The organism is Bradyrhizobium sp. 2S1, assembly GCF_011516625.5.
GTDB classification, from domain to species: Bacteria; Pseudomonadota; Alphaproteobacteria; order Rhizobiales; family Xanthobacteraceae; genus Bradyrhizobium; species Bradyrhizobium septentrionale.
On the sequence record NZ_CP147717.1, the window covers coordinates 6,027,129 to 6,049,955 of the forward strand.

General features: G+C 63.3%; 31 protein-coding genes and 1 pseudogene. 16 read left to right on the plus strand and 16 right to left on the minus strand.

What is annotated here, in order from left to right; genetic code table 11:
* Nucleotides 1-157 precede the first annotated feature (157 nt).
* On the plus strand, nucleotides 158-1,120 hold the full coding sequence (locus HAP54_RS28505) for a Tim44 domain-containing protein (RefSeq protein WP_166306077.1): 963 nt from the start codon (nucleotides 158-160) through the stop codon (nucleotides 1,118-1,120).
* A gap of 151 nt (nucleotides 1,121-1,271) precedes the next feature.
* Nucleotides 1,272-1,949, plus strand: a complete 678-nt coding sequence (locus tag HAP54_RS28510) for a lectin (RefSeq protein ID WP_166306080.1) — start codon at nucleotides 1,272-1,274, stop codon at nucleotides 1,947-1,949.
* Nucleotides 1,950-2,009: 60 nt separating this feature from the next.
* Here the strand turns inward: HAP54_RS28510 and HAP54_RS28515 are convergent, their stop codons facing one another.
* Nucleotides 2,010-2,405 carry a DUF3606 domain-containing protein gene (locus HAP54_RS28515; protein ID WP_166306083.1) on the minus strand — a complete coding sequence of 132 codons (396 nt, stop codon included), beginning with the start codon at nucleotides 2,403-2,405 and terminating at the stop codon, nucleotides 2,010-2,012.
* A 154-nt stretch (nucleotides 2,406-2,559) separates the two neighbouring features.
* Here HAP54_RS28515 and HAP54_RS28520 point away from each other — a divergent pair, with 154 nt between their 5' ends.
* Nucleotides 2,560-3,267 carry a glutathione S-transferase gene (locus HAP54_RS28520; protein ID WP_166207212.1) on the plus strand — a complete coding sequence of 236 codons (708 nt, stop codon included), beginning with the start codon at nucleotides 2,560-2,562 and terminating at the stop codon, nucleotides 3,265-3,267.
* Nucleotides 3,268-3,318: 51 nt separating this feature from the next.
* On the opposite strand, the gene HAP54_RS28525 is transcribed toward HAP54_RS28520, so the two are convergent.
* Both HAP54_RS28525 and HAP54_RS28530 read right to left on the minus strand, forming a co-directional pair.
* Nucleotides 3,319-3,678 (minus strand): GFA family protein, encoded by a 360-nt coding sequence (locus HAP54_RS28525; RefSeq protein WP_166306086.1) that lies wholly within the window; start codon nucleotides 3,676-3,678, stop codon nucleotides 3,319-3,321.
* 9 nt (nucleotides 3,679-3,687) lie between these two features.
* Nucleotides 3,688-4,362: a methyltransferase family protein gene (locus HAP54_RS28530; RefSeq protein WP_166306089.1), complete on the minus strand. Its 675-nt coding sequence runs from the start codon at nucleotides 4,360-4,362 to the stop codon at nucleotides 3,688-3,690.
* A 150-nt stretch (nucleotides 4,363-4,512) separates the two neighbouring features.
* Between HAP54_RS28530 and HAP54_RS28535 the strand changes: the two genes are divergently transcribed.
* On the plus strand, nucleotides 4,513-4,839 hold the full coding sequence (locus tag HAP54_RS28535; protein ID WP_029085424.1) for an ArsR/SmtB family transcription factor: 327 nt from the start codon (nucleotides 4,513-4,515) through the stop codon (nucleotides 4,837-4,839).
* The gene (locus HAP54_RS28540) at nucleotides 4,839-5,279 is read left to right on the plus strand and encodes an SRPBCC family protein (RefSeq protein ID WP_166306092.1); all 441 of its coding nucleotides are present in this window, start codon (nucleotides 4,839-4,841) and stop codon (nucleotides 5,277-5,279) included. The genes HAP54_RS28535 and HAP54_RS28540 overlap by 1 nt, the downstream gene beginning before the upstream one ends.
* Before the next feature lie 4 nt (nucleotides 5,280-5,283).
* Here the strand turns inward: HAP54_RS28540 and HAP54_RS28545 are convergent, their stop codons facing one another.
* Complete coding sequence (locus HAP54_RS28545) at nucleotides 5,284-5,745, minus strand: hypothetical protein (protein ID WP_166306095.1); 462 nt, start codon at nucleotides 5,743-5,745, stop codon at nucleotides 5,284-5,286.
* Nucleotides 5,746-6,117: 372 nt separating this feature from the next.
* A complete protein-coding gene (locus HAP54_RS28550; protein WP_166306098.1) occupies nucleotides 6,118-6,432 on the minus strand; it encodes a Kazal-type serine protease inhibitor family protein in 315 nt (104 codons plus the stop codon).
* Nucleotides 6,433-6,665: 233 nt separating this feature from the next.
* On the opposite strand from HAP54_RS28550, the gene HAP54_RS28555 reads away from it, so the two are divergent.
* From HAP54_RS28555 to HAP54_RS28570, 4 genes are all read left to right on the plus strand, one after another.
* Entirely contained in the window at nucleotides 6,666-8,321 is a 1,656-nt protein-coding gene (locus HAP54_RS28555; RefSeq protein ID WP_166306101.1) for a fumarate hydratase, read from the plus strand.
* Nucleotides 8,322-8,330: 9 nt separating this feature from the next.
* Nucleotides 8,331-9,005: a DUF429 domain-containing protein gene (locus HAP54_RS28560; RefSeq protein WP_166306104.1), complete on the plus strand. Its 675-nt coding sequence runs from the start codon at nucleotides 8,331-8,333 to the stop codon at nucleotides 9,003-9,005.
* Nucleotides 9,006-9,172: 167 nt separating this feature from the next.
* On the plus strand, nucleotides 9,173-9,706 hold the full coding sequence (locus HAP54_RS28565; RefSeq protein WP_166306107.1) for a hypothetical protein: 534 nt from the start codon (nucleotides 9,173-9,175) through the stop codon (nucleotides 9,704-9,706).
* Nucleotides 9,707-9,731: 25 nt separating this feature from the next.
* Nucleotides 9,732-10,313: a hypothetical protein gene (locus HAP54_RS28570; RefSeq protein ID WP_166306110.1), complete on the plus strand. Its 582-nt coding sequence runs from the start codon at nucleotides 9,732-9,734 to the stop codon at nucleotides 10,311-10,313.
* 80 nt (nucleotides 10,314-10,393) lie between these two features.
* Here HAP54_RS28570 and HAP54_RS28575 read toward each other — a convergent pair whose 3' ends face one another.
* The 4 genes from HAP54_RS28575 to HAP54_RS28590 form a co-directional block, all read right to left on the minus strand.
* On the minus strand, nucleotides 10,394-10,690 hold the full coding sequence (locus HAP54_RS28575; RefSeq protein WP_029085432.1) for a hypothetical protein: 297 nt from the start codon (nucleotides 10,688-10,690) through the stop codon (nucleotides 10,394-10,396).
* 179 nt (nucleotides 10,691-10,869) lie between these two features.
* Nucleotides 10,870-11,424 (minus strand): inner membrane-spanning protein YciB, encoded by a 555-nt coding sequence (locus tag HAP54_RS28580; protein ID WP_166306113.1) that lies wholly within the window; start codon nucleotides 11,422-11,424, stop codon nucleotides 10,870-10,872.
* A 57-nt stretch (nucleotides 11,425-11,481) separates the two neighbouring features.
* A complete protein-coding gene (locus HAP54_RS28585) occupies nucleotides 11,482-12,057 on the minus strand; it encodes a hypothetical protein (RefSeq protein ID WP_166306116.1) in 576 nt (191 codons plus the stop codon).
* Nucleotides 12,058-12,379: 322 nt separating this feature from the next.
* Complete coding sequence (locus HAP54_RS28590) at nucleotides 12,380-13,783, minus strand: carotenoid oxygenase family protein (protein WP_166306119.1); 1,404 nt, start codon at nucleotides 13,781-13,783, stop codon at nucleotides 12,380-12,382.
* A 112-nt stretch (nucleotides 13,784-13,895) separates the two neighbouring features.
* On the opposite strand from HAP54_RS28590, the gene HAP54_RS28595 reads away from it, so the two are divergent.
* Nucleotides 13,896-14,618, plus strand: a complete 723-nt coding sequence (locus tag HAP54_RS28595) for a TetR/AcrR family transcriptional regulator (RefSeq protein WP_166306122.1) — start codon at nucleotides 13,896-13,898, stop codon at nucleotides 14,616-14,618.
* Nucleotides 14,619-14,640: 22 nt separating this feature from the next.
* Here HAP54_RS28595 and HAP54_RS28600 read toward each other — a convergent pair.
* A pseudogene (locus tag HAP54_RS28600) lies at nucleotides 14,641-15,212 on the minus strand (hypothetical protein).
* Between the two features lie 193 nt (nucleotides 15,213-15,405).
* Between HAP54_RS28600 and HAP54_RS28605 the strand changes: the two are divergent.
* Complete coding sequence (locus tag HAP54_RS28605) at nucleotides 15,406-16,077, plus strand: SET domain-containing protein (protein ID WP_166306125.1); 672 nt, start codon at nucleotides 15,406-15,408, stop codon at nucleotides 16,075-16,077.
* Between the two features lie 93 nt (nucleotides 16,078-16,170).
* Here the strand turns inward: HAP54_RS28605 and HAP54_RS28610 are convergent, their stop codons facing one another.
* Both HAP54_RS28610 and HAP54_RS28615 read right to left on the minus strand, forming a co-directional pair.
* Nucleotides 16,171-16,461, minus strand: coding sequence for a DUF6522 family protein (locus tag HAP54_RS28610; RefSeq protein ID WP_166306128.1), 291 nt, complete (start codon nucleotides 16,459-16,461; stop codon nucleotides 16,171-16,173).
* Nucleotides 16,458-16,883, minus strand: a complete 426-nt coding sequence (locus tag HAP54_RS28615) for an RrF2 family transcriptional regulator (protein WP_166306131.1) — start codon at nucleotides 16,881-16,883, stop codon at nucleotides 16,458-16,460. Before HAP54_RS28615 ends, HAP54_RS28610 begins: the two co-directional genes overlap by 4 nt.
* Before the next feature lie 84 nt (nucleotides 16,884-16,967).
* Here HAP54_RS28615 and HAP54_RS28620 point away from each other — a divergent pair, with 84 nt between their 5' ends.
* On the plus strand, nucleotides 16,968-17,429 hold the full coding sequence (locus HAP54_RS28620) for a group III truncated hemoglobin (RefSeq protein ID WP_166306134.1): 462 nt from the start codon (nucleotides 16,968-16,970) through the stop codon (nucleotides 17,427-17,429).
* Entirely contained in the window at nucleotides 17,426-17,584 is a 159-nt protein-coding gene (locus HAP54_RS28625; protein WP_166306137.1) for a hypothetical protein, read from the plus strand. The genes HAP54_RS28620 and HAP54_RS28625 overlap by 4 nt, the downstream gene beginning before the upstream one ends.
* Nucleotides 17,585-17,643: 59 nt before the next feature.
* On the opposite strand, the gene HAP54_RS28630 is transcribed toward HAP54_RS28625, so the two are convergent.
* Nucleotides 17,644-18,042 (minus strand): hypothetical protein, encoded by a 399-nt coding sequence (locus tag HAP54_RS28630; RefSeq protein ID WP_166306140.1) that lies wholly within the window; start codon nucleotides 18,040-18,042, stop codon nucleotides 17,644-17,646.
* 33 nt (nucleotides 18,043-18,075) lie between these two features.
* Entirely contained in the window at nucleotides 18,076-18,300 is a 225-nt protein-coding gene (locus tag HAP54_RS28635) for a hypothetical protein (protein ID WP_166306143.1), read from the minus strand.
* Nucleotides 18,301-18,574: 274 nt separating this feature from the next.
* Here HAP54_RS28635 and HAP54_RS28640 point away from each other — a divergent pair, with 274 nt between their 5' ends.
* Nucleotides 18,575-19,963 (plus strand): tyrosine-type recombinase/integrase, encoded by a 1,389-nt coding sequence (locus HAP54_RS28640; protein ID WP_166306146.1) that lies wholly within the window; start codon nucleotides 18,575-18,577, stop codon nucleotides 19,961-19,963.
* A gap of 11 nt (nucleotides 19,964-19,974) precedes the next feature.
* On the opposite strand, the gene HAP54_RS28645 is transcribed toward HAP54_RS28640, so the two are convergent.
* Nucleotides 19,975-20,178 (minus strand): hypothetical protein, encoded by a 204-nt coding sequence (locus HAP54_RS28645; RefSeq protein ID WP_166308511.1) that lies wholly within the window; start codon nucleotides 20,176-20,178, stop codon nucleotides 19,975-19,977.
* A 581-nt stretch (nucleotides 20,179-20,759) separates the two neighbouring features.
* Between HAP54_RS28645 and HAP54_RS28650 the strand changes: the two genes are divergently transcribed.
* Nucleotides 20,760-21,041, plus strand: a complete 282-nt coding sequence (locus tag HAP54_RS28650; RefSeq protein WP_166306149.1) for an ATP-binding cassette domain-containing protein — start codon at nucleotides 20,760-20,762, stop codon at nucleotides 21,039-21,041.
* On the opposite strand, the gene HAP54_RS28655 is transcribed toward HAP54_RS28650, so the two are convergent.
* Nucleotides 21,028-21,501 carry a MarR family transcriptional regulator gene (locus HAP54_RS28655; protein ID WP_175619497.1) on the minus strand — a complete coding sequence of 158 codons (474 nt, stop codon included), beginning with the start codon at nucleotides 21,499-21,501 and terminating at the stop codon, nucleotides 21,028-21,030. The genes HAP54_RS28650 and HAP54_RS28655 overlap by 14 nt on opposite strands.
* 231 nt (nucleotides 21,502-21,732) lie before the next feature.
* Between HAP54_RS28655 and HAP54_RS28660 the strand changes: the two genes are divergently transcribed.
* Nucleotides 21,733-22,782: a substrate-binding domain-containing protein gene (locus HAP54_RS28660; protein ID WP_166306152.1), complete on the plus strand. Its 1,050-nt coding sequence runs from the start codon at nucleotides 21,733-21,735 to the stop codon at nucleotides 22,780-22,782.
* Nucleotides 22,783-22,827 lie beyond the last annotated feature (45 nt).

The following is a 22,827-nucleotide window of genomic DNA, read 5'->3' on the forward strand; positions in this document are numbered from 1 at the left end:
GCGGTAGGACGCGCCGTCGCGTCCACAAGGACCATAGTGTCACATCTCCGCGACCGAGGGCCGCAGCCGCGGTTCCCGTTTCCCGCTTCACTTTTATCAGGCCCTGCCCATGTTAGGGGCGTTTCCCCATGCCGGGGAATCCTTTGAGGAAACCAACATGAATTTCTCGCAACGCACGCGTGGAATGGTCCGGGCGATCGCCGTCGCGATGGCGCTGGCGCTGCCTGTGATGATGACCGTTTCGGCGGCTGACGCTCGCGTCGGCGGCGGCGGCTCGCGCGGCTCGCGGACATTCTCCGCGCCGCCCTCGACGAGCACGGCGCCCGGCTCGGTTGCGCCGATGAACCGTACCTTCAGCCAGCCTGGCAGCCCGAACATGGGGTCGCCGGCGGCGGCGACTTCCGGCGGCCTGTTCGGCCGCGGCGGAATGGGCCGTGGCCTGCTCGGCGGCCTGGCCGCGGGCTTCCTTGGCGCCGGCCTGTTCGGCATGCTGTTCGGCGGCGGCCTGTTCTCGGGTCTCGGCGGCCTCTCGTCGATTCTCGGCCTCCTGCTGCAGATCGGTTTGATCGTGCTCGTGGTCCGGCTCGCGATGTCGTGGTGGCAGCGCCGCAATACGCCGGCCTCCGCGTACGCGGGCGGCCCCGACGTCGGCCCCGGCCCGCAGGGCAACGCCCGTTCGGGCTTCGGCTTTGGCCTCGGCGGCGGATCGAATGCGCCGGTCGAGATCACGCCGGCGGACTATGAGACGTTCGAGCGGCTGCTCGGCGAGATCCAGGCCGCGTGGTCGAACGAGGACATTGCGAAGCTGCACACGCTCGCGTCGCCGGAGATGGTGTCGTACTTCTCGAAGGATCTCGAGGAGAACAAGGCGCGCAACGTCACCAACAAGACTTCCAATGTGAAGCTGTTGCAGGGCGACCTCGCCGAAGCCTGGCGCGAAGGCGACAGCGAATACGCCACCGTCGCGATGCGTTACACGCTGGTCGACACCATGCTTGAGCGCGGCACCGGCCGGATGGTCGGCGGCAACGGGCAGCCGGAGGAGATCACCGAAGTCTGGACCTTCGTGCGCCAGCGCGGCGGCAACTGGGAACTCTCGGCGATCCAGCAGGCCAACTGATCGGTCGCCCGATATGACAAGTACAAGGCGCCGCGGCATCAACCGCGGCGCTTTTGTTTTGCGCGCCTCATTGGCGCATCGCGGCGCCGGAATATCCGCACGGGCTGCGGGGTGATGTCAGCGGACCATAACAACCATCGGGAGGATTAAGATGAAGGTCATTGCGTGCATCGCGGTTCCGGTCTGTCTTGCATTTGTCGTCACGGCTGCGCCGCCGGCACAGGCGCAGACTGCCGACACCAGCTTCTTCTTGACCAGCAACGGCATTGGCAATGGCGGCAATCTCGGCGGCCTCGCCGGTGCCGATAATCATTGCCAGACGCTGGCGCAGGCCGCGGGCTTCGGCGCGCCGAAGACATGGCGCGCCTATCTCTCGACCCAGGCCGCCGACGGCCAGGTCGCGGTGAACGCGCGCGATCGCATCGGCAAGGGACCGTGGAAGAATGTGAAGGGCGTCGTGGTCGCCAAGGACGTCGCCGACCTGCACAGCGCCGGCAACAATCTCACCAAGCAGACCGCCCTGTCCGAGAAGGGCGACGTCGTCAACGGTGCCGGCGACACGCCGAACCGCCACGACGTGCTGACGGGATCGCAGGCGGACGGGACTGCGTTTGCGGCCGGTGAGGACCGCACCTGCAAGAACTGGACGAGCAGCACGCAAGGCGCCGCCATGGTCGGGCATTTCGACCGCAAGGGCCTGCGCGACGACGAGCCGTCAAAATCCTGGAACACGTCGCATCCCTCGCGCGGCCCCGACGGCGGCTGCTCGCAGGCCGATCTGAAGAGCACCGGCGGCGACGGCCTGCTGTACTGCTTCGCGGCGAATTGAGGGGAAACAAGGAGACTTAAGCGGCGGTCGCCTTGCGTCGCCGCTCATCTGCGAGAGCGCTTAACCCTTCTTGCGCTTGACGGTCTTCTTTGCAGTTTTCTTTTTCTTCGCGGTTTTTTTCTTCGCCGAGAAATAGGCCTCCACCTTCTTCGAGGAGTGTCCAACTGCGGCGACCGCGGTCTTGAGTCGGGCAGGGGTCACCTTGAACTTCTTCGACCAGTAGCGAACCTCGTAGGGCTGGCTGATCGCGATCCGCGCGCGGTCGGCGGCCTTGTGCCGCTGCTCCTTGAAATAGGCCTCGACCTTCTTGGCGGAATGCCCGACCTTCTTGACGGCGGCCTTGAGCTTCGCCGGCGTGACCTTGAACTTCTTGGACCAGTACGCAACTTCGTAGGATTCGCTCAACGCGATCAGGGCGCGATCTGCGCCGCCCCGCTTCTTCTTGTTGTCCGCCATCAGATGATCCTTCATCGAAGATTCGACGTCGGAACCTTAGCAGTCTCTGCGTGGTTCGGACAGGCAGCCTGTCCGCGGTGGACGATCGGAGCTCTGCACGGCTACGATCGAGCTGACGGGAAGCGACGCGGTGAAAGTTTTTGGAGGTAAGTGCATGCACTATCAGCTTTACTACTGGCCGATGATCCAGGGCCGCGGCGAATATGTCCGCCTCGCGCTCGAGGATGCGGACGCCGGTTACACCGACGTCGCGCGCGGCAAGGGCGGCACGGGCGCCATGATGAAGATGATGGACGCGCACAAGGGCACGCCGCCGTTTGCGCCGCCGTTCCTCAAGGCCGGCAGCCTCGTGATCGGGCAGACCGCCAACATCCTGCTCTATCTCGGCGCGCGCCACGGCCTCGCCCCGAAGGCGGAAGGTGGCAAGCTCTGGCTGCACCAGCTGCAGCTGACGATTACGGACTTCGTGCTGGAGATCCACGACACCCATCATCCGCTCGGCCCGTCGCTGTATTACGAGGACCAGAAGGCGCCGGCGAAAAAGCGCACGGAAGAATTCTGGGCGTCGCGAGTGCCAAAATATCTCGGCTATTTCGAGGACCTCGTGCAGGCGAATGGCGGCGCGTTCGTCACCGGCCGCCGCGTGACCTATGTCGACCTCTCGCTGTTCCAGATCGTGGAAGGCCTGCGCTACGCGTTTCCGAAGCGGATGGCGGCGTTTGAAAAGAAGGTCCCGCGCCTGATCGCGCTGCGCGATCGCGTCGCCGAGCGGCCGAACATCAAGGCGTATCTGGCCAGCGAGCGGCGGATTCCGTTCAACGAGGAGGGGATCTTCCGGCGTTACAAGGCGCTGGATTTGTAGGTGCAGACATTCCGGGTTCGCTTCGCGTGCCCCGGAATGTCTGCTTCGCAGTCACCGGTTCCGCCCATCCACCGGCGTCATCGTGATCTTCGACAGATCGATTCCGTCGATGCAGTTGACATTGAGCGCCACGATGTCGGTGCCGTCAGGCTTGTTGCCGCGTGCGAACACCTCGACGCCGCAATCGACGCAAAGCTGGTGGCGGATCGCATGGCGGTTGAACAGATATTCCTTCAAATTCTCGACGCCGGCGCGAAGCTGGAAGCTCGTTGGCGGCATGAACACGAAGTGCAGGCCCTTCTTGGTGCAGATCGAACAGTTGCAGGCGGTCACCATGGCCATATCGGTGGTGCATTCGAAGCGGACCTGGCCGCAATGGCAGCCGCCGGTATAGGTCTTGTTCTCCGCCATGATCGTTCCTCACCACAGCCCGGGCACGAGGCGATAGCGCACCCGTGCCGCATAATCGGCATAGCCTGACAAACCCGCCACCAGCGTCCGCTCCTCGATCCCGGTGCGGATCGCAAACATCACGAAGAACACCGGCACGAAGGCAAGACCCCACCAGGAGCCGAGCATCAGCGGCACGCCGATGAAGAACAGCATCACGCTCGTATACATCGGATGGCGGACCAGCGCGTAGGGACCGGTCGAGATCACCTGATGGTGGCGCTCGGTCTGCACCTTTACGACCGGCGCGGCGAACGAATTGGTGCGGAACACCCAGAGGATCAGCACGGTCGAGACCAGATACAGCACGAGGCCGAGCACGATCAGCGGCACGCCGGCATTGGCGCCGCCAAAGCGCCGGTCGAGCCCCGTCGCGACGAACCACAGCACCGCGACGACGACGAACACCAGCATGAAGCGCTTGTCCTCGGTGGGCTGGCCTTCACGCGCGGTGAGACGCATGCGCTCGGCCAGCAGCCCGGGATCGACCCTGGCGAGCCACAGCCCGCAGGTCGGCCCGATCAGCGCCGAGGCGATCAGATAGGCCCACGCGCCAGGCCAGTGCGGCGTGCCGGCGAAGGCAAACAGCAGCGCGGCCATGGCGATGACGAAGAAAGTGTTCTGCAGGAGGAGCTTTGCGATCATGGGCGGCTCCGCACGATTCCGATCGCGATTATCGCACTGTTTTCGCGGCAGACATGCGACCGCAGCGATCAACTTTCGGAGCAGGCGAGGCGTTCCTGCGTCGTTTGCCTCTGCATTGACAAACATATAAGTAATTGCTTATATAAATCCATGACCGCCGCCATGCAGCTGACCAATGTGCTCAAGACCCTCGCGGACCCGACGCGGCGGGCGGTGTTCGAGCGGATCGCACGGGAAGGCGAGGTGGCCGCGACCGGACTGGTGCAGGGCTCAAAGGTGTCGCAGCCGGCGGTGTCGCAACATCTGCGCGCGCTGCGCGATGCCGGGCTCGTCGCCGAACGGCGCGAGGGTCGGCATATCCATTATCGCGTCGCGCCGAAGGGGCTCGGCCCGCTGATCGACTGGCTCGGGCACTACGAGACGTTCTGGGCCGAGCGTTTCGCAAATCTGGAGAAATTGTTGAAGGAGAGTGAGTGATGCCTGAGACGCACGCGATCACCGTCGAGAAGGTGCTGCCTTACGCCGCCGACAGGATCTGGCGGACGCTGACCACGAGCGACTTGCTGGTGAAATGGCTGATGCCGAACGATTTCGTTGCCGTGGTCGGACACCGGTTCAATTTCCGCACCAGGCCGATCGGCGACTGGGACGGCGTCGTGCATTGCGAGGTGCTGGACTGCGATCCGCCGCGCCTGCTGCGCTACTCCTGGAAGGGCGGCGCCGACACCAATCCGGAATACGGCTCGAAGCTCGACTCGGTCGTCACCTGGACGTTGACGACTGTCGAGGGCGGCACGCAGGTCCGCATGGTGCATGACGGTTTCGTGTTCCCCGGCAACCGCTACGCCTTCGACATGATGAGCCCGGGCTGGGGCAAGATCGTCGATGCGATCGGACGCGTCGCCGCCGAAGCCTGACGGCTCACTCGTTGTTGCCGCGGCGGACGGTGATCGAGGCGTCGGTCCGGTTGCGCGTGCATTCCAGATTGAGGCGGCGATAGCGCATCGTGATGGTGTTGCCACGCAGGATGCCCATGCGCTTCAGGCAGCGCGAGGTGCCGGTTACGGCGTCGTCCTTCGGCACGGTGAAGACCAGCGCCGTGGCGGAGCCGACCAGGTTGAAGAACTCCGGCCTCATCTTGCGATCGGTCTTGGCATAGAGCTCGATCGAATAGTCCTTGCCGCGGCAGCCGAGCGACAATTCCTTGGCCGCCGGATGCGTCAGGTAGGTGATGTTGGCGGCCGTGAAATTGACCTTCAGCCCGTCGATCTGGCCGGCGAGCTGCTTGGCGATGTCTTGGCAGGGATCGGCATGAGCTGGCGCCGCAGTGATGGCTGTCGCCAGCGCCAACAGCGCGGCCGGCAAAATGGAGCGGATGCTCAAAGGCAAGCGTCGGCGCAACGATGCTGTCACGAAATACCCCCGCGGTACAAAAATACGCGAAGGTACATGCAGGCTCCCGCGGAGCGCGTCAATATGTGCGGTGACCGCGGGAGCGGTCACACATCGCCGTCCGGCGCCGTTTGCCTAAAGCGCGACGAGATTAGGTTGAATCGTCATCGCGCTTTAGCTCTTTGTTTGAGCATGATCTTTTCGGAAAACCGCTTCGCACTTTTCCGGATCATGCTCTAGCCAGGCGCCTTGCACTTGCCGTTGTGCTTGGACGCTCCGGCGGCCTCGCGCCTGCAATCAATTGCCGATGGCAGTCCGAGTGCCTTTCCGTTCCCCGAAAAGACCGACGGTTAGCCACCTGCCTCAGGACGCGCACTTCCCATCCCGCGCCTTGGACGCCCCGGCGGCCCGGCGCTCGCAATCATTGCCGTAGGTCTTGCCGTCGCAGCCGCAGACCGGCCGGAAAATCTTGTTGCAGATCGTCGGGCGGAAGGCGCAGGTGCCGGTCTGGTCGAAGCGGCCGCAGGTCCCTGGCTTGAACTGGCAGAACTTGCCGGCGCCGCATTGCAGGCCGGCAATGCCGCCGCACGTCTTGCCGAGGCGGGCTGCGTTGGCGTCAATCGGAACCGCCATCAACAGGGCCAGCGCCGCGAACCAGACGAAAAGCGCTGTCTTCATGATGGCCTCCTTGTGGCCTCGTTGGCCGTCTCGGCATTTGCCCGGCGTTGTCGCAACCTGAGATTACGGCGCGATGAAAGATAGCACACGGATTGCCGTTTCAGCGCATGGCTGGACGGCGGCCGGCTTCCCTTTCCTTTGTCCGAAAAAGGCTTAGAACGGCTCTACATTGCCGGCGGCCCCGCGGCCAGCACCGGCCTTTCGAACCGACGCGCAGCCCAAACGAGCAGCTCATGAACGCCCCCACCGCCTTTCCCGACCAGCAGAAGCCCGTTCCGCCCTACAAGCACACCCCGCTGTTCCCGCTCGGTACGGACACCACGCCCTACAAGAAGGTCACGAGCGAAGGCGTCCGGGTGGAGAAGGTCCTGGGCAAGGATATGCTGGTGGTGTCGCGGGAGGCGCTGCGGGCGCTCTCCGAGGCCGCGTTCGGCGAGATCAATCACTATCTGCGGCCGGGCCATCTGAAGCAGCTGCGCTCGATCCTCGAGGACAAGGAAGCCAGCGACAACGACAAGTTCGTCGCCTTCGACTTCCTGAAGAACGCCAACATCGCGGCCGGCGGCGTGCTGCCGATGTGCCAGGACACCGGCACCGCGATCATCATGGGCAAGAAGGGCTTTAACGTCATCAGCGACGGCGACGACGAGGCGGCGCTGTCCGAAGGCGCCCGCGACGCCTATCTGCGCCGCAACCTGCGCTATTCGCAGGTGGCGCCGCTGTCGATGTATGAGGAGAAGAACACCGCCAACAACATGCCGGCGCAGTGCGAGATCTACGCCGAAGGAGACGACGCCTACAAGTTCATGTTCATGGCCAAGGGCGGCGGCTCGGCGAACAAGAGCTTCCTGTTCCAGGCGACGCCCTCGGTGCTGACCAAGGATCGCCTCCTTGCCTTCCTGAAGGAGAAGGTGCTGACGCTCGGCACCGCGGCGTGCCCTCCGTACCACCTTGCGATCGTGATCGGTGGCACCTCGGCAGAGCTCTGCATGAAGACGGTGAAGCTCGCCTCGGCGCGCTATCTCGATGCGCTGCCGACCCACGGCTCGGCCGACGGCAATGCGTTCCGCGATCTCGAGATGGAGCAGGAAATCCTCAAGATGACGCAGTCGCTCGGTGTCGGTGCGCAGTTCGGCGGAAAATATTTCTGCCACGATGTGCGCGTGATCCGCATGCCACGCCACGGCGCCTCGCTGCCGATCGGGCTCGGCGTGTCCTGCTCGGCGGACCGTCAGGTGCTCGGCAAGATCACCAGGGACGGCGTCTATCTCGAGGAGCTCGAGCACAACCCGGCGCAATATCTGCCTGCGGTCGAGCAGTCGCTCGGCGGCGAGGTCGTCAAGATCGACCTCAACAAGCCGATGAAGGAGATTCTGGCGACGCTGTCGCAATATCCGACCAAGACGCGCGTCTCGATGACCGGCACCATGATCGTGGCACGCGATTCGGCCCACGCCAAGCTGCGCGAGCGGCTGGAGAAGGGCGAGCCGCTGCCGGATTATTTCAAGAACCACCCGGTCTACTACGCGGGTCCGGCCAAGACGCCCGAGGGCTACGCCTCCGGCGCGTTCGGCCCGACCACGGCGGGACGCATGGACTCCTTCGTCGATCAGTTCCAGGCGGCTGGCGGCTCGATGGTGATGGTCGCCAAGGGCAACCGCGCGGTCGCGGTGCGCGAGGCCTGCAAGAAGCACGGCGGCTTCTATCTCGGTTCGATCGGCGGTGCCGCGGCGAACCTCGCCGAGCACTGCATCAAGAAGGTCGAGGTGGTCGAGTATCCCGAGCTCGGCATGGAAGCGATCTGGCGCATCGAAGTGGTCGACTTCCCGGCCTTCATCATCATCGATGACAAGGGCAACGACTTCTTCAAGGAATTGAACCTCGGTTGAGGATCCGGATTGAGGGCAACAGGCCTCGACGGATTTTCCAAAGGCGGGGTCGCGGTCAGGATCGACGGCGACCGGCGCACGATTTCCTTTCACACTGATATTGCGGACGCGCTGGTGCGTCCGTTCGATCGCGCCGGGATCGATATCCCGATCGGCATGACCGATGACGGTGAGCGCGACTGCGACCGTCTTGCCCGAGAGCGCCTGCGTCCGCATTTCTCGCGCGTCTTCACCGGGGCACGGCGCTGGCTGTGGGAGGAGTTTCGCGATCCCGGTCAGGCGAACGACGAGGCGCTGCGCCGCGGCCAGACCCGCGTCTCGCGTCAGCTCTGGCATCTCGGCAACAAGATCATGGAGGTCGACGCGTTCGTGCGCGCCAACGCTGCGCGCGACATCCGCGAGGTGCATCCCGAACTGGTGTTCCTGCGGCTGAACGGCGGCATGCCGCTGCCGCGCAAGAAGTCGGAGGAGGGCGATGCACTCCGTTGCACACTGCTCAAGCGCGTGGGCTTTCGCGACATCGATCGCTGGCTCACGGAGGCGCGGATCGGCAGCGGAGCCAAGCGCGACGATGTGCTGGACGCCTGCGCGGTGGCGCTCGCCGCTTGCGAGCCTTGCGGAAGCGTTCCGGAAGGGACGCCGCCATTGGATGCGCACAGCGTGCCGATGCAGATCTGGTTCTAGCGTCAAGCGCGCGCCGTATCGCTGCTGTTAACCACACTGCGGCGACTGCGACGTTCTGCCACGCGCAAGGTTGTGGGGCGGGAGCAAAGCAACCGATTTCAGCCAAGGACCCTTAACGTTTGTCGTCGACCCTCCGCGCTCATCCAAGGGTGGTGGGAGTGGATGACATGACACATTCGGCGGTACAGCGGATTGGACGCGCGGCGCTTGTGTTCGCGGCGCTCGGCCTCGCCGGCTGCAACAACGAGCGGCCGCCCGGCGTGTACGACGTGAGCGTCAACGAGGCCTACCGGCGCCTGTCCAACGACAAGCTTGCCGACATGGTCTACGCCAAGCAGTGCGGAATTCTGGTCCATGTGACGCCGTCAGGCATCCCGGGCTACGAGGTCACCTGGCGGGTTCACAGCAGCGGCCGCGAAGTCGTGCGCTTCACCGCAGTGCTGACGGCCTTCAGCGAGAACCAGACCAAGGTCGAGATACGTATGCCTTCGGCCGGCAACGGCGAGGCGTATGACGGGTCGCAATCCTACAGGCGGCCGGCCTTCCAGCAGCCGCTTCGTCCGGCCGTGCAGGAGCAGGTCGCCGCGATCCTCGAAGGCCGCAAATTCGACGTCCAGCGCGTCGGGCCCGGGAAGGACAAGATTTGCCAAGTGCAGCGCGCCGGGCTCGAGACGGGCCTGGTGTTCCGCGTCGACGATTAATGGAAATCAATAAAGGGAGTTGACGATGAAGTTTGCTTTCGGTGCATTTCTCGTGGCCTGCGTCGTGGGCTATCTGTACTACATCTTTCCAAACCCCGCGGATGGCACGGTCTATCCCGTGCCGATCACCCAGGCGCGGCAGGACCTCGCGAAGGCGGAGCTGCCGCCCTTTGTTTTCGGCAGCCAGTCGCTGGACGTGGTCCGCAACATCGGCGACGCGCAGGTTGTCTGGATCGTCCGCAGGAAGAGCGAGGAGTTGTTCCGCTACACCGCCGAGCTCTCGCCGGAGGAAAAGGGCGCTGCGACCCGCGTCAAGCTGAGGCTGGACGGCGCAAAGGGGCGCACCGAGGACTATGCCAAGAACCTCGCGGATAACCCCAAGATCCGGGACCTGTATCTCGTCGCGATGCAGGAGCGTGTGGCTTCCACGCTCGAGCGCCGGCAGTTCGAGATGTCACGCATCCATCCCGCAATGGCGGCCGCGGCGGTGGCGAACATGGGCAATATACGGAAATCGGCGGACGAAGCGGCCGCGGCAGCCGCGGAGATCGAGCGCAGCACCATTCAAAGGGCCTATCGTAACGAGCCCGCCAGCGTGCGTCGCTGAGAGCAAAAGCGCGATGAGATCGGGGTGATCGTTATCGCGCTTCGGATTTTGTTTGAACCGGGCTGAGTGCGGACCGGGCGTTACGCCCGCGTGCCGGTGAACGGGAAGCTGCCCATCGGGCCGATGCCCATCTCGCCGGCGATGCCGTCGCCGGAAACCTTGCCGGTGAATTCGAGCGTCAGCGGCATCGGGTTGGTGATGGAAACCTTCCAGGTGACGTTGTCGCCGTTCACGGAGCCGTCGAAGATCTCAGTGGAATTGCCCTCGGCGCCCTGCGTGCCGGTGAGCGTGCCGCCCGAGCTCGCCAGCGACAGCGTCGCCTTGCGCTCGCCCATCGGCGTCGTCATCGTCAGATTCCAGTTTCCGTCCACCGCCATTGATATGTCTCCCCTCATGGCAAAAGCGTTTTCAAGCGAAGTGGGTACCGGTTCGCGTGAAGAAAACGCGTCAAACAAGAACCTGGGGCATTGGCTCTGACGCAGTCAGAGCCGGTGCTCCAGGGCGTGCGCGGGTATAGCTCATCTTGCCGCGCGCGCCTAGTTCGCGGCTGCGGCGATCAGGCGCGGGCGGCGGCGCGCAGCCGGCTTCCGACCAGGAAGCGGAAGGCGACGTACTGGATCGCGAAGGCAACGATCTTGGCGCCGAGCAGCACTACCGACACGTAGAACGCCCACAGCTTCATGTCGCCGGTCGCTGCGATCGCGATGGTGCCGGCGGCGAGCACGAACATCAGCACAGCCCAGGCATAGCCGGCGAGGGTGGCGTATTCCGGAATGGTCTCGGTCACGATCGGCGGCAGATAGCGCAGCATCCAGCCGCGCTTGAGCATGATCGCGCCGATCGCGATGTGGCCGATCGCGGGCTTCGCCAGCACGAAGCGTGGATCGTTGGTGAGCAACGTGGCGCTGCCAAGCACGATCACCAGCGCGAGGCTTGCCCAGGTCATGTAGCCGAGCGCCTGTCCCTTCACGTGCGCATAGACCACTTGCGCAATCGCGCCCGCGATCGCAACGCCGGTGGCGATCAGGACATTGTCGGTGGCGAGATAGACCACCAGGAAAACGATGGTGGAGAGAAAGTCGCTCGCAAGCCTGGCAAATACGCTCTTCATCGTCGTGGTTTCCGTTTCCTCGGGCGGGTGATTGGTCTGGTGTTGTTATAGCAGCGTTCAGTGCGACGGCAGCGCGCGGGCCGGCGGTGCGCCGTACTTGGCCGCGCGATATTGCGGATACCAGCGGGTGAAGCACACCGCGGCGTTGCGTGCGGCGAAGGCGATCAGGAGACCCGTCCACAGCGGCAGGGCCGGCACGTAGAGCACCGCGATGTTGCCGATCAGCATCAGCAGCGTCGCGGCAGCCCAGGCACCTGTGATCAGATAGTTGGCCTGGGTGAAGCCGGGCAGCTTCGCGATCTCGGCAGCGACCTGTTCGAGCGCGTATTGCCGCGTGAAGGGATGGCCGATCAGGATCGAGAACAGCGTCACCAGCAGCATGCCGGCATCGACGGCGATCTTCACGGCGATGCTGCTCGGCGTCGCATCGACGAAGGAGAGATAGCAGCCGACCGCGGTGAACACGATCACCGAACCGACGCCGAGGATCTTGATGCTGCGCCCGCGCGCGATATCGAAGGCGATGACGGCAAGGCAGATCAGCGCGGCACAGAGCAGGCTCAAATTGGCCGAGGCCACCAGCATCAGCGTGGCGAAGGCGCCGTAGGGAGCGAGGATCAGGAAGATCGTCATCGAAGGCCTCATCCGGCTAATCTTTACACCGTAAAGATACCCTAGAGGTGGGTGAGCGGGGCGTCAAGCGAAATCTTTACAGTGTCAAAATCGTGAGGTCGTAGAGAAAACTTGAGTATTTTCAATTTGATGTGTTGGTAGTGCCGCTTGGCGCACGCTTTCTGCCGTCGTGGCCGGGCTTAGCGTCCGAAGGACGGCGTCGCTTCCGCTCGCCTATGTCCCGGCCATCCACGTCTTTCATTAAGGAGCTGACAAAGACCTGGATGCCCGGGACAAGCCCGGGTATGACGCGTGGAGGAATGGAGGCTCTCGGGCGCGCGGCTTACTCCGCACCCACCCAGTTGCCGTGGAATCCGTCCGGCACGCGGTGACCGAGATGGACCAGCGCAGTCGGGCCCGCCTCGACATTTTGCGCGTTGAACACGGCGAGGTCGCTGCGGTTTTCGCGGGCGCGCCAGACCACGGCGAGCAGCCAGCCGTCGCCCTCGGCGGCGTCGGAGTCGCGCTCGACGAACACGGGCTCGGAGATCGTGTCGCCGGCGGGCAGGAGATAGTGGCCGAGCCGCTTGCCCCTGCCGTCGACATGCACGATGCCCGACAGCGCGCCGAACATCGGCAGGTCGGGATTGGCGCAGGCGTACCAGCCGTGATTGCTGGCAAGCCCCGCGCGGCGATCGTCGACGCGGGGGAATTCGCCGGTGAGGTCGTCGAGATAGGTCTGCGTGAAGCGGTCGGTGTTGCCCGAGAGGTCGAAGGTCCAGCGGCAATAGCGCGCGCGGTTCTTCCTCGGGTCGGTCGGCGAGCCATCGGGATGGTTGAACAGCGGCGCTTCCTCGAACTGCATCACGTCGGCAACGATGCGGTTGCCGTCCTCCCACGCGTTCATGACGTGGAAGACGTAGCAGGTCTCGGCGCGGAACCAGATGATGTCCTTGGATGCGCCGCTGCGCTTCATCACGCCGACATAGGCGCCTTTCTCCGGCTCCCAGGCGTAGGGCGCCTGGCCGCGCATCGCGCGCTGCATGCTGCCGGTGATCGGCAGGATCGGAAACAGCACATGGTTCTCGGTGACGATGAAGTCGTGCACCATGCTGGCATAGGGCGCCTCAAAGCGTTCGAACCGGGTCACCACGCCGGATGAACTCACCGAACCGAACGACCGCGCGGGCGTCAGGGGGCCAGCGGCGTTGTAGCCGAAGAACACCAGCTCGCCGGTCACCGGATCGATCTTGGGATGCGCGGTGAAGGGGCCGGAGATCGCGCCCTTGTAGTCGCAATAGCCGGTGCGCTTCAGCGTGTCCGGCTCGATCTCGGTCGGCAGATGGCCTTCCTCGAGCGCGAGCAGGCGGCCGCCATGGAAGATGATGTTGGTGTTGGCGACGCCGCCATCGGTCGGTGCGGACGCCGGCGCATCCGGCAGCTTGCGGCCGAAGCCGCCGTACAGGGCGCGGCCAGCGTCGTGCTCGGCCTGCCATTTCGGGGGGCGGACCCAGCGATTGCGGTAGCTGGCGCGGCCGTTCTCGAGATGGAAGGCGTGCAGCATGCCGTCGCCGACGAACCAATGCGCGCCCGGCGCGTCGAACTGCGGATTGGGGCCGTTGCGATAGAGCGTGCCGTTCAGCTCGCGCGGCAGTTCGCCGGTGATCTTCAGGAACGGCGCATCGGCCTCGAATGGGATCGGCGCCAGATTGGTTCGCACGGCATTTGATGTCACCTGATCGAGCATCCGCATCTCCCTCCATTGTGATCTTTACATCGTAAAGATATCGGTACGGGTGATGCGGCCGATCGTCAAGCAAAATCTTTACAGTGTAAAAATTGCGACATATAAGAGCCGCATGACAAGATTATCCAAGGAAAACAAGGCCGCTCGTCCGGCACTGACGCGCACCCGCAGGGTCGCGCGTGCAACCGCTGACCGGTCGGCGCGGCGCCGGGCCAATGACGCGCCGTATCATCACGGCGATCTGCATGAGGCGCTGCTGAAGGCCGCCGAGCGCGTGCTGGAGCGCGACGGGCTGCCGGGGCTGACATTGCGCGCGGTGGCGCGCGAGGCCGGGGTGTCGCATGCCGCACCCACGCATCATTTCGGCGATCTCACCGGTTTGCTCAGTGAACTCGCTGCGATCGGCTTCCGGCAGTTCGGCGAAGCGATGGCGGCGGCGAACGCGTCCGCAGCGACGCCGCCGGAGAAGGGAATGGCGAGCGCCAAGGCTTACGTCGCCTATGCGCAGGCGCATCCAGGCATGTATGGGCTGATGTTCCGCAGCGAACGGCTGGATTACTCGCGACCATCGCTGCATGAATCGTCCGAAGCCTCGTTCGCAGGATTGGCCCGCGGCGTCGGTGCCAGCCGGCATGAGGAGATTTCCAGGGATTCGCTTTCGCTCGAGCAGGCTGCCGCGATCGCCTCGGCCTGGTCGCTGGTGCATGGCTTCACCATGCTGCTGCTCGACGGACGGCTCTCCAAGATTCTGAACCTGTCACCCGAGGGGACGACCCCGGAGACGTTGCTGATCGCGATGCTCCGGTTGGCCTCAAGCCGTCCGCCGCGGCCGTAACCGATGTCGCCCCGGTAGCGTTCTAGCGTTTTGTCAGCGACGTGGTGCGGCCGCTCTGGCCGATCGTCTTCACCTGATCCGCGCCGCATTTGAAATCGCGGGCGAAGTCTTCGGCGGCCTGCCGCGCCAGCTCGTTGGCGTTGGGATTGGCCGCGACGTCGACATAGGCGACGTGACAGACCTCGCCCGGCGGCAGCCGCGTCACAGCGAGCATCGCCCGCGAGACGGGACCGCCTCGCTTGTCCTGCTCGCTGTTGTCGGCGATCAGCCAGCGCTGGATGATGGCAAACGGCTTGCTGCCGGCCGCACGCCATTCGACGGTGTTGCCGCTCGAGCTGAACGGGCCGAACCAGGCTTGCGCCGCCGGTTCCCTGGCTGCCGCCTCGCGATTTCGGCCGACCGAGACTACTTCGCGCAGATCGTCCTCATTGATCAGCACCACAGGCCGGATTTCCCCGGGCAGACCCGCGTGGCGCTGCCGTCCTCCTCATTGGGCTTGCCGATCATGCGGCAGGCCTTCGGTGCGGTCGAGGTGTAGCTGCTGCTGAACGTTTCGGCGCCAGCCTGACCAGGATTTGCGCTGGCAAGCGCCATAATGGCTGTTGCAAAAGCAAGGTATTTCATCAGGGGAGACTTACGATCCACGTTACTTTGTTTCTGACATACGCAATCTGGGGAAGGTTCAACAGACACGCGGGAAACACCTGACAGACGCGCGGAATCGTCCTAGAAGGGCGGCTTCGCAACTTTTGTCGCGTGCACCTTGCGTGCCGTAACCTCGATCGTCATGCCCACGATATCATCCAACAAGCCCTATCGCGTCGGCCGTTCCCGTACCGGCCTCGGCCTTTTCGCCACCAAGCCGATCAAGAAAGGCGACAAGATCATCCGCTATTTCGGGCCCTTGCTCGACTCGAAGAAGAAGGATGAGGACGCGATCGAGAACAAATATCTGTTCGAGCTCACCAACCGCTGGACCATCGACGGCTCGATCCGCGAGAATCTCGCCCGCTACATCAACCATGCCTGCCGGCCGAACGCGGAATCCGACGTCCGCCCACGCAAGCGCAAGGTGTTCATCCGCGCGATCAAGAACATCGAGCCGGGCGACGAGATCAATTACGATTATGGAACCGACTATTTCAAAGCCTATCTGAAGCCGATCGGCTGCAAGTGCGACGCCTGCGAGAAGAAGCGCAAGAAGAAGCGCGCGGAGGCGAGGGCGGAGCGGCTGCGGCTGAAGGAAAAGGCCGAGCGCAAGGCCCAGCGCAAGGCCGAGAAGCTTGCGGCGGAGAGTGCGAAGGCCAAGGAAAAAGCCGCGCCAAAGGTCAAGCCAAACGGCGCCAAGGCGAACGGCAAGCTGAATGGCAAGCACCTGAACGGCCATTCCTATATGAAGGCCGCAGGCAAGAAGGGCGTCGCCTCGAAGCGTGGTGGCGCGCGGGCGCTCTACGCCTGACACCGGTCTCCGGAATGAGACCGTGTCCCCAAATGGCTGGTGGTCTCTTTTGGCACGCGCGATGTCCGCTTGTCCGTCGGAGTGCAACAATTGTTAGCCGCCGGGCTTGCGCGCCGATGCCGGCAGCGGGGCGTCGCCGAAATCGAGTGTCGAGCGTTGGATGATCGTGCCGCGCTCGTCGATGACGAGGCGCAAGCGGCGGTGTTCCGAAAAGAAGGTCAGCCGATGCCGGCCCGCATCGGCGTCGACCCCGCGTTCCGACAGCGTCGTGATCTTTCCCGATCGCATCTCGGCCTGCAGCAACGGCACGCCGATGCCAAGCCCCTCGGCGACGACGTTGGCATCGACCTCGAACGTACCGTCAGCGAATGCGATTCCTGTCATGACGCCCTCGCGGGCTGGCGTGGAAAGTAGGTGCAATCCGCCAGCGTGCTGCCGTCGAGCTCGCGCATAAAGGCCTCGCGGGCCGCCGCCAGCTTGGCTTTGAGCCGGCAGCGCGGCAGCAGCACGCAGGCTCCTCCGTCGTCCCTGAAGCATTCGACCAGTGCGCTGTCGCCCTCCAGCGCGCGCACCACCTCGCCGAGGGTGATCGCCTGCGGCGGCCGCGCCAGCGCAAACCCGCCCCCGACGCCGCGCTGTGTGGTGATGAAGCCGGCCTCGGCGAGGTCGCGCACCACCTTGGCGAGGTGATTGCGGGAAATGCCGAATTCGGCCGCGATCTCGCTGGTGGCGAACGACCGGTCCGGCTCGCCGGCCAGCCGCATCAGCGCGCGCAGGGCAAAATCCGTGAACGACGTCAGGCGCATGGGAGGCCCTCGAAAACAGAACTTGGCAGGGCTGATATAGCCCGCTAAATGGGTATTTGAAATACCTATTTATGGAGGCCCGTCATGACAGGGGCAGAACGGCGCGAGCAGATCACGGCCCAGATCGTCGAGCGAACCGGGATCACCGAGGCGATGATCGAGCGCCTCGTGCACGGCTTCTACGCCAAGGTGCGCCGCGACCCGATGCTGGCGCCGGTGTTCGACGCCAGGATCCGCGATTGGGACCCGCATCTGGAGCAGATGTGCGCGTTCTGGTCCTCGGTCGCGCTGATGACCGGGCGCTATCACGGTACGCCGATGGTCAAGCATATGAAGCTGCCGGTCGATGCCGTGCATTTCGACCGCTGGCTCCAACTGTTTGAGGCAACGGCAGCCGAGCTGTGCCCGTCCGTGGCGGCGGAGCATTTCATCGATCGCGCGCGGCGCATCGCCGCTAGCCTCGAGATGGGCGTCGCCAGCGGGCAAGGCGTCATGCTCGGCGTCGGCGAGCGTTACAGGCGAAACGAAGCAGGAGCAGTGCAATGAGGAACAGGGCGAAAGCGATCGCGCGTGCAATCGACAGGACGGGGTTTCAACAGGATCAGGCCAATCCGTTTTCAGGCAACAGCCTCGTGCCGATGCTGATCATTGGCCTGGCGCTGACCTTTGCTGGCATGATTGTCGCAGTAGCTCTGAGCTGACGACCGGGAGCGGCCGCCGCGTTTGCCGCGACGGCCGCTCGTCACGTCTTCCATTCGGCTTAAGCCGCGACAGTCTCGCCACTGCGGCGCAGCCCGACATATTGCAACTCGGCGAACACGCCGGTGGCGATCGCCTGGGCGAGGATCATGATCGTCCCGAGCAGGTTCGGCGACACCGCGCCCGAGAGCAGCAGCGCGATGCTGGCGAGCGTCCAGGCGGCGTTGCCTATGACCACCAGCATCACCACCGCCTTCGGCACCGAAGCGCGCGTGCCGAGCCAGCCGACCAGCGCGGTGTAGGCGACCAGGAACAGCCCGGTCTCGCGCAGCAGCGCTTCGGGCAGATTGAAGAATGACGCCAGCGCACCGGCATCGAGCACCATCGCGACGGCGGATACGCCGCTGAAGATGGCATCGGCGAGCAGGGCGCGGCGCAAGAGCTGGGACGAATGGATCATGGCAGGTTCTCCTCTGGTTGGGGATCGGGTTGGTCAGCGGAACAGGGACTGCAGCTGGCGCCACAGGCGGAACGGGCAGAGTGCCTTGCCGACCCTCATCTCCACCGCATAGACCTGCGCGAACACGAACAGGCCGGTGTCGTGCACGAGCGGCTGCGGCAGGTTGAGCGAGCGCGCGACGAGCCAGGTGGCCAGATGGATCAGCCACGGGATCAGGACGGCGAAGGCGCGGATAAGGGACAGCATCAGCATGGTCATCTCCTGTGCCCCGAAGATGAGCCGGCCCGCGCCGCCAATTCGATTACCTCAGGCGTAAGCAAGGGGCCTGTTCAGGACGGTCCTAACGTGTTCGATGTTGTTCGGCGGATGCATGTAACCCATTGAAAAACAATCCATTCTTCGTACGTCAGTGTTCGTCACTGTTTGTTCTCGTCCGCTCCCAGCCATCCGATTTGTTGGTATTTTTGTTGGTATCGGGAGAACAAACGTTCTCGGGTATTTTCGAAATTCCGAACACGAGGGGCCGTGGCAGATGGCACGCAAAACTGGGGTCGCTAACCCCGAGCAGATCAGGACCGACGTCGATTGCCGCGCCGCCCGGCCGAAGTTTGAGAGCGGCGAGTGGAGCGCTACCAAGATTTCCGACGTGACCGGCGGCGGTCTCTATCTCTTGATCACGCCGGACCCGAGCAGGCCCGGCAAGGCCGGCTCCAAGCTCTGGCGCATGGCCTATCGCTTTCACGGTCGGCAGAAGACCTATTCCATCGGGCCTTACGGAAATGGCAACGACGGTACCGTCTCGCTCTCCACGGCCCGTCAGAAACGTGACGCGGCAAAAGCGTTGCTCGCACAAGACAGACCCGTCGATCCCTCCATCGAAAAACAATTCGAGCGGCATCGCCAGGCCGCCGAGCGCCCTTTTGGCGTATGGATCGATGAATGGCTTGCGGAAAAGAAGACCGAGAAGATCAAGCGTGGCAGGCTTATCACTGTGCGCAGTCCCGAAACACTCGCGCTGCTCGAACGGTGGGCCGGCTATCTGAAGGACCGTTTCGGCGCGCTCCACCGGCAAGATATCAAGCGCCCCGATACGCTTGCCTTCTTCCGGCGAATGCAGGCTGAAGGGAGGTTGGAGACCCGAGACCGGGTCCACAGTATTGGTGAACAAGTCTGCGACTACGCCGATCTTGAGGGCGACGGATATAATCCGTTCCGTGCCTGCAAGAAGCAACTCACTGTCAATGTCTCGACGCCTCGGCCCGGCGTCACTGAGTTGCAGGACGTGGCTCGTCTCTTCCGGTTGATCATGCCGTCATGGGAGAACGCCAGATTTGGCGATGTGGTCGGTGATGCTCTTCGGCTCGATGCCTTGACGATCCCTCGCCCTGGCATGATCAATGAGATGGAGTGGACCGAGGTCGATTGGGACGGCAAGCGTTGGACCATCCCGGCGGCGAAGATGAAAAACGGATGGGACCATGTCGTGCCGCTGTCACGGCAATCCCTCGCGATCCTGCGGCGCGTGCAGCAGATCACGGGCAATCGGCGCTACGTATTCGCTTGCGCCAAGGATGTGCCCCTGTCCAGCAGAACGCTCTGTCATCGGCTGCGCGCGCTCGGCATCGACACCAAGACGGAACATTGTGCCCACGGCTTCCGTACTACGTTTTCGACCCTCTGCCACCATGAGGAGATCAATGAAGCCAAGGTTTGGGACGGCGACATTATCGAATTGCAGTTGGCGCATCTCGATAGCGACTCAGTAAGGGCGATCTACAAGCGGCACGGACCGCTGGCGCTGATCGGTTCGCGCACCAAACTGATGCAACATTGGGCCGATCGCATCGATAGCTTTGCTGATCCAAGAAAGATTGTGCCGATCATCGCATCCCCTGAGGGGTTCGCGAACCAGTCAATTTAGAGCGCCTTTTCTTATGTCCGCGGCTCAATGCGAGGAAGCGTCATATGATAGGCGTCGATGGAATTGGCATCGACCATGGTCTGGCCTTCCATTTTATAGGCGACGATTTTCCCCCTCTTGATCAGTTCGTAGGCCTTGGTTCGACCGAAACCGCCGCGCTCCAAGGCCTTTTTTAGTGGAATCAGGTTCCGTTTGTGGCGGGGCTCGTCCATCATCGCCGTCGATCCCTCCCGTATTCGGCTGATCACCCTGTCCCTGCCGCAGGAAGAAGGTGTCAATTCAATCAATCATGGCTTCCGCTCGTCGTTCTAGTGAAAGCAAAGAAAGCTTCGAGTATTATGGGACGGCTGAAAGAGCTGAGGACTATTGTGAGCCAGTGAGATCGGAGAAGAGCCTAAGGATCATTTTCCGGTGACTCGCCTTTCGCATGAAGTGCTGGTCGAGACCCTGTGGCGGATGGTGACGGCGGAAGACTGATTGCACCGCTCCGCCTCTGCTTCTCCGGTAGGGTGGCGTTCCGCAAACCTCGCGACGGTTGGCATGGCGCGCTCGGTGGATCGCCGATAAAGCTGGCGCTAGCCGAACCCGACACGGAAGGGGCCGATGCCGCATTCCTGAAGGCCATGAGGATAGCGCGCAAGCAGAAGCGTCTTCCATGAACTATGTGCCGCAACCGAACTTGCAGGGGTGGGGCGGCGATATGCCACAAACCGTGTCGCAGGGTGCTGTTGGAGCCAATCTTGGACGTGACTGAGAGCGGCGAGGAGGCGACTAAGGTCCGCGCGGCAGGCGTTCTGTGGCGATGGTGTTTCAGTCGGCGCTGCTCTATCCCGCATCTGACGGCGCTGGCCAATATTCAGATGAGCCTCAGGCATGCGGGATTGTCGGAAGACGAGACCAAGGCGCTCATCTCGTCGTCGGCGCAGTTTCTGAAGGTCGACCATCTGCCAAGAAGCCAAGCGCGTTGTCCGGCAGCGAGCGGCAGCGGGTCGCACTGGCCAAGGCCATCGTCAGGCAACCGTCGGTGTTCCTGATGGACGAGCCGTTCCGATTATTATGCTCTGTCATTCGTAAGTGAACGTCTCTCGTCCGCGAGTCGAGCGAGGATGTAGCGGGAGAGGACAGGCCAGCAGCTCCGAGAGCAGCGCGGTCAACGTCGCGGCTTCTGATGCACCCAGCCGGTCGAGGATATCTTGCTGAACAGAGGTACCGAGCGTGCCAACTTCGTCGAAGCGCGCAGCGCCGCTGCGCGAGAGAAAAATCAGGACCTTGCGTCGGTCAAGTGGATCGGGGCCGCGATAGACTTCGGCCGTGGCGACCATTCTGTCGATGATCTTTGTAAGTGTCGGACCATCGACGAAGAGACGGGTCGCCAGATCGCCCATCGGCAGACCGTTCCGCTCCGCCAGCGCCTCGAGCACGCGATACTGATGGAGAGACACGTCCCTCGGCTTGAGCCGGGCTTCCAGCGCCTGCTCCAGCTGACGATTCACGCCCCGGATGAGGTCGGGTAGATTCACTCGTTGTCCCTTGGTCAATTTATTTGATATTTCAACATTTCACTTCGACTATAAATTGGCGGTGGCGCAAAGCAAACCCGCTTTGTGCTTGCCCAATGAATGGGCTGACTGGGCGGCAAACGCCGGAAAGACCGGCAGCCGGGGGCGAGATTGGTCGCTTCTGCCGCAAAACCGGCTCCGTTGGGGGCGTGATCGCGGTTGGCATGATTCGTGAGTGGTATGTCCGTCGGAAGTACGGAGAGGCCACTTTTGCGTAGCGTTCGGATATGTCTGCTCATCCCACAAAGCGGCGCCGCAGGACTGTGGGCGCCGTCAGCTGAGGCGTGCGGACGTCTGGCAGTCGATGAAATCAACCGGATGTCGGGCATCCTGCGCCGGCCGGTCGAGCTGCGCATCATCAATGCCGGTGAGAGCGGCGTGAGCGCAGGCCAGGCAGCGCGCGACGCAATCGAAATTCATGGCGCCCACGGCATTGTCGGGATGTTGCCCAGTTTTGCGCGGGACTTCGTGGTGAGCGCAGCCCGTGGTCGTGTCCCGTTCATCTACACGCCGCAGTTCGAAGGGTTGTCGTCGACGTTCGGCGTCATGACGACCGGCGAAACTGCGGACGAGCTGCTCGCGCCTGCGATCCAGTGGCTCTCGGAATCAAAGCGCGCGCGCCGCTATTTCCTCTGCGGAAACGACTATGTCTGGCCGCGTTCGTCACTCAAGATTGCGCGCGCGCTGATCGCCCGCTTCGGCGGAACTGTGACGGGAGAGCATTATCTGCCCGTTGGCTTGCATGACTTCGACGAGATCCTCGACCGCATCAAGGCCACACGTTCGGACGTGGTCGTGCCGCTCTTCCTGGGGTTGGACTGCATCGCCTTCAATCGGGCGTTCTGTGCAGCAGGCCTGAGTTCGAGCGTGCTGCGGTTCTGCTCCGCGATCGACGAGACCATTATCTACGGGCTCGAGAGCGACGAGACCGAGAATCTTTACGCAGCCTCGAGCTATTTCGCGTCCATTCGTTCGCGCAACAACGGTGCATTCCTGGAGCGGTACCACACCGCGTTTGGCGATAGTCCGCCCCCGGCCAATGCCTATGGGGAGTCCTGTTACGAGGGCATCTATTCGCTCGCGGCCCTGATCGAGGAGGCGGGCAGCTGCGATGCGCGGGAACTGGCCCGCTTTTACGGGCGAACCATCCAGCAACGCACGGCGCGCGGCGATGAAGCCCGCCCGGTGGTCGGAAGCCGCCATCCGATCTTTATCGCCCAGCTCGACGGCTACGACTTCTCGATCGTCGCGCGTCGATAAAGCGATTGCATTTTCAAATATTGTCTTTTTAATAGTTTCCGTATC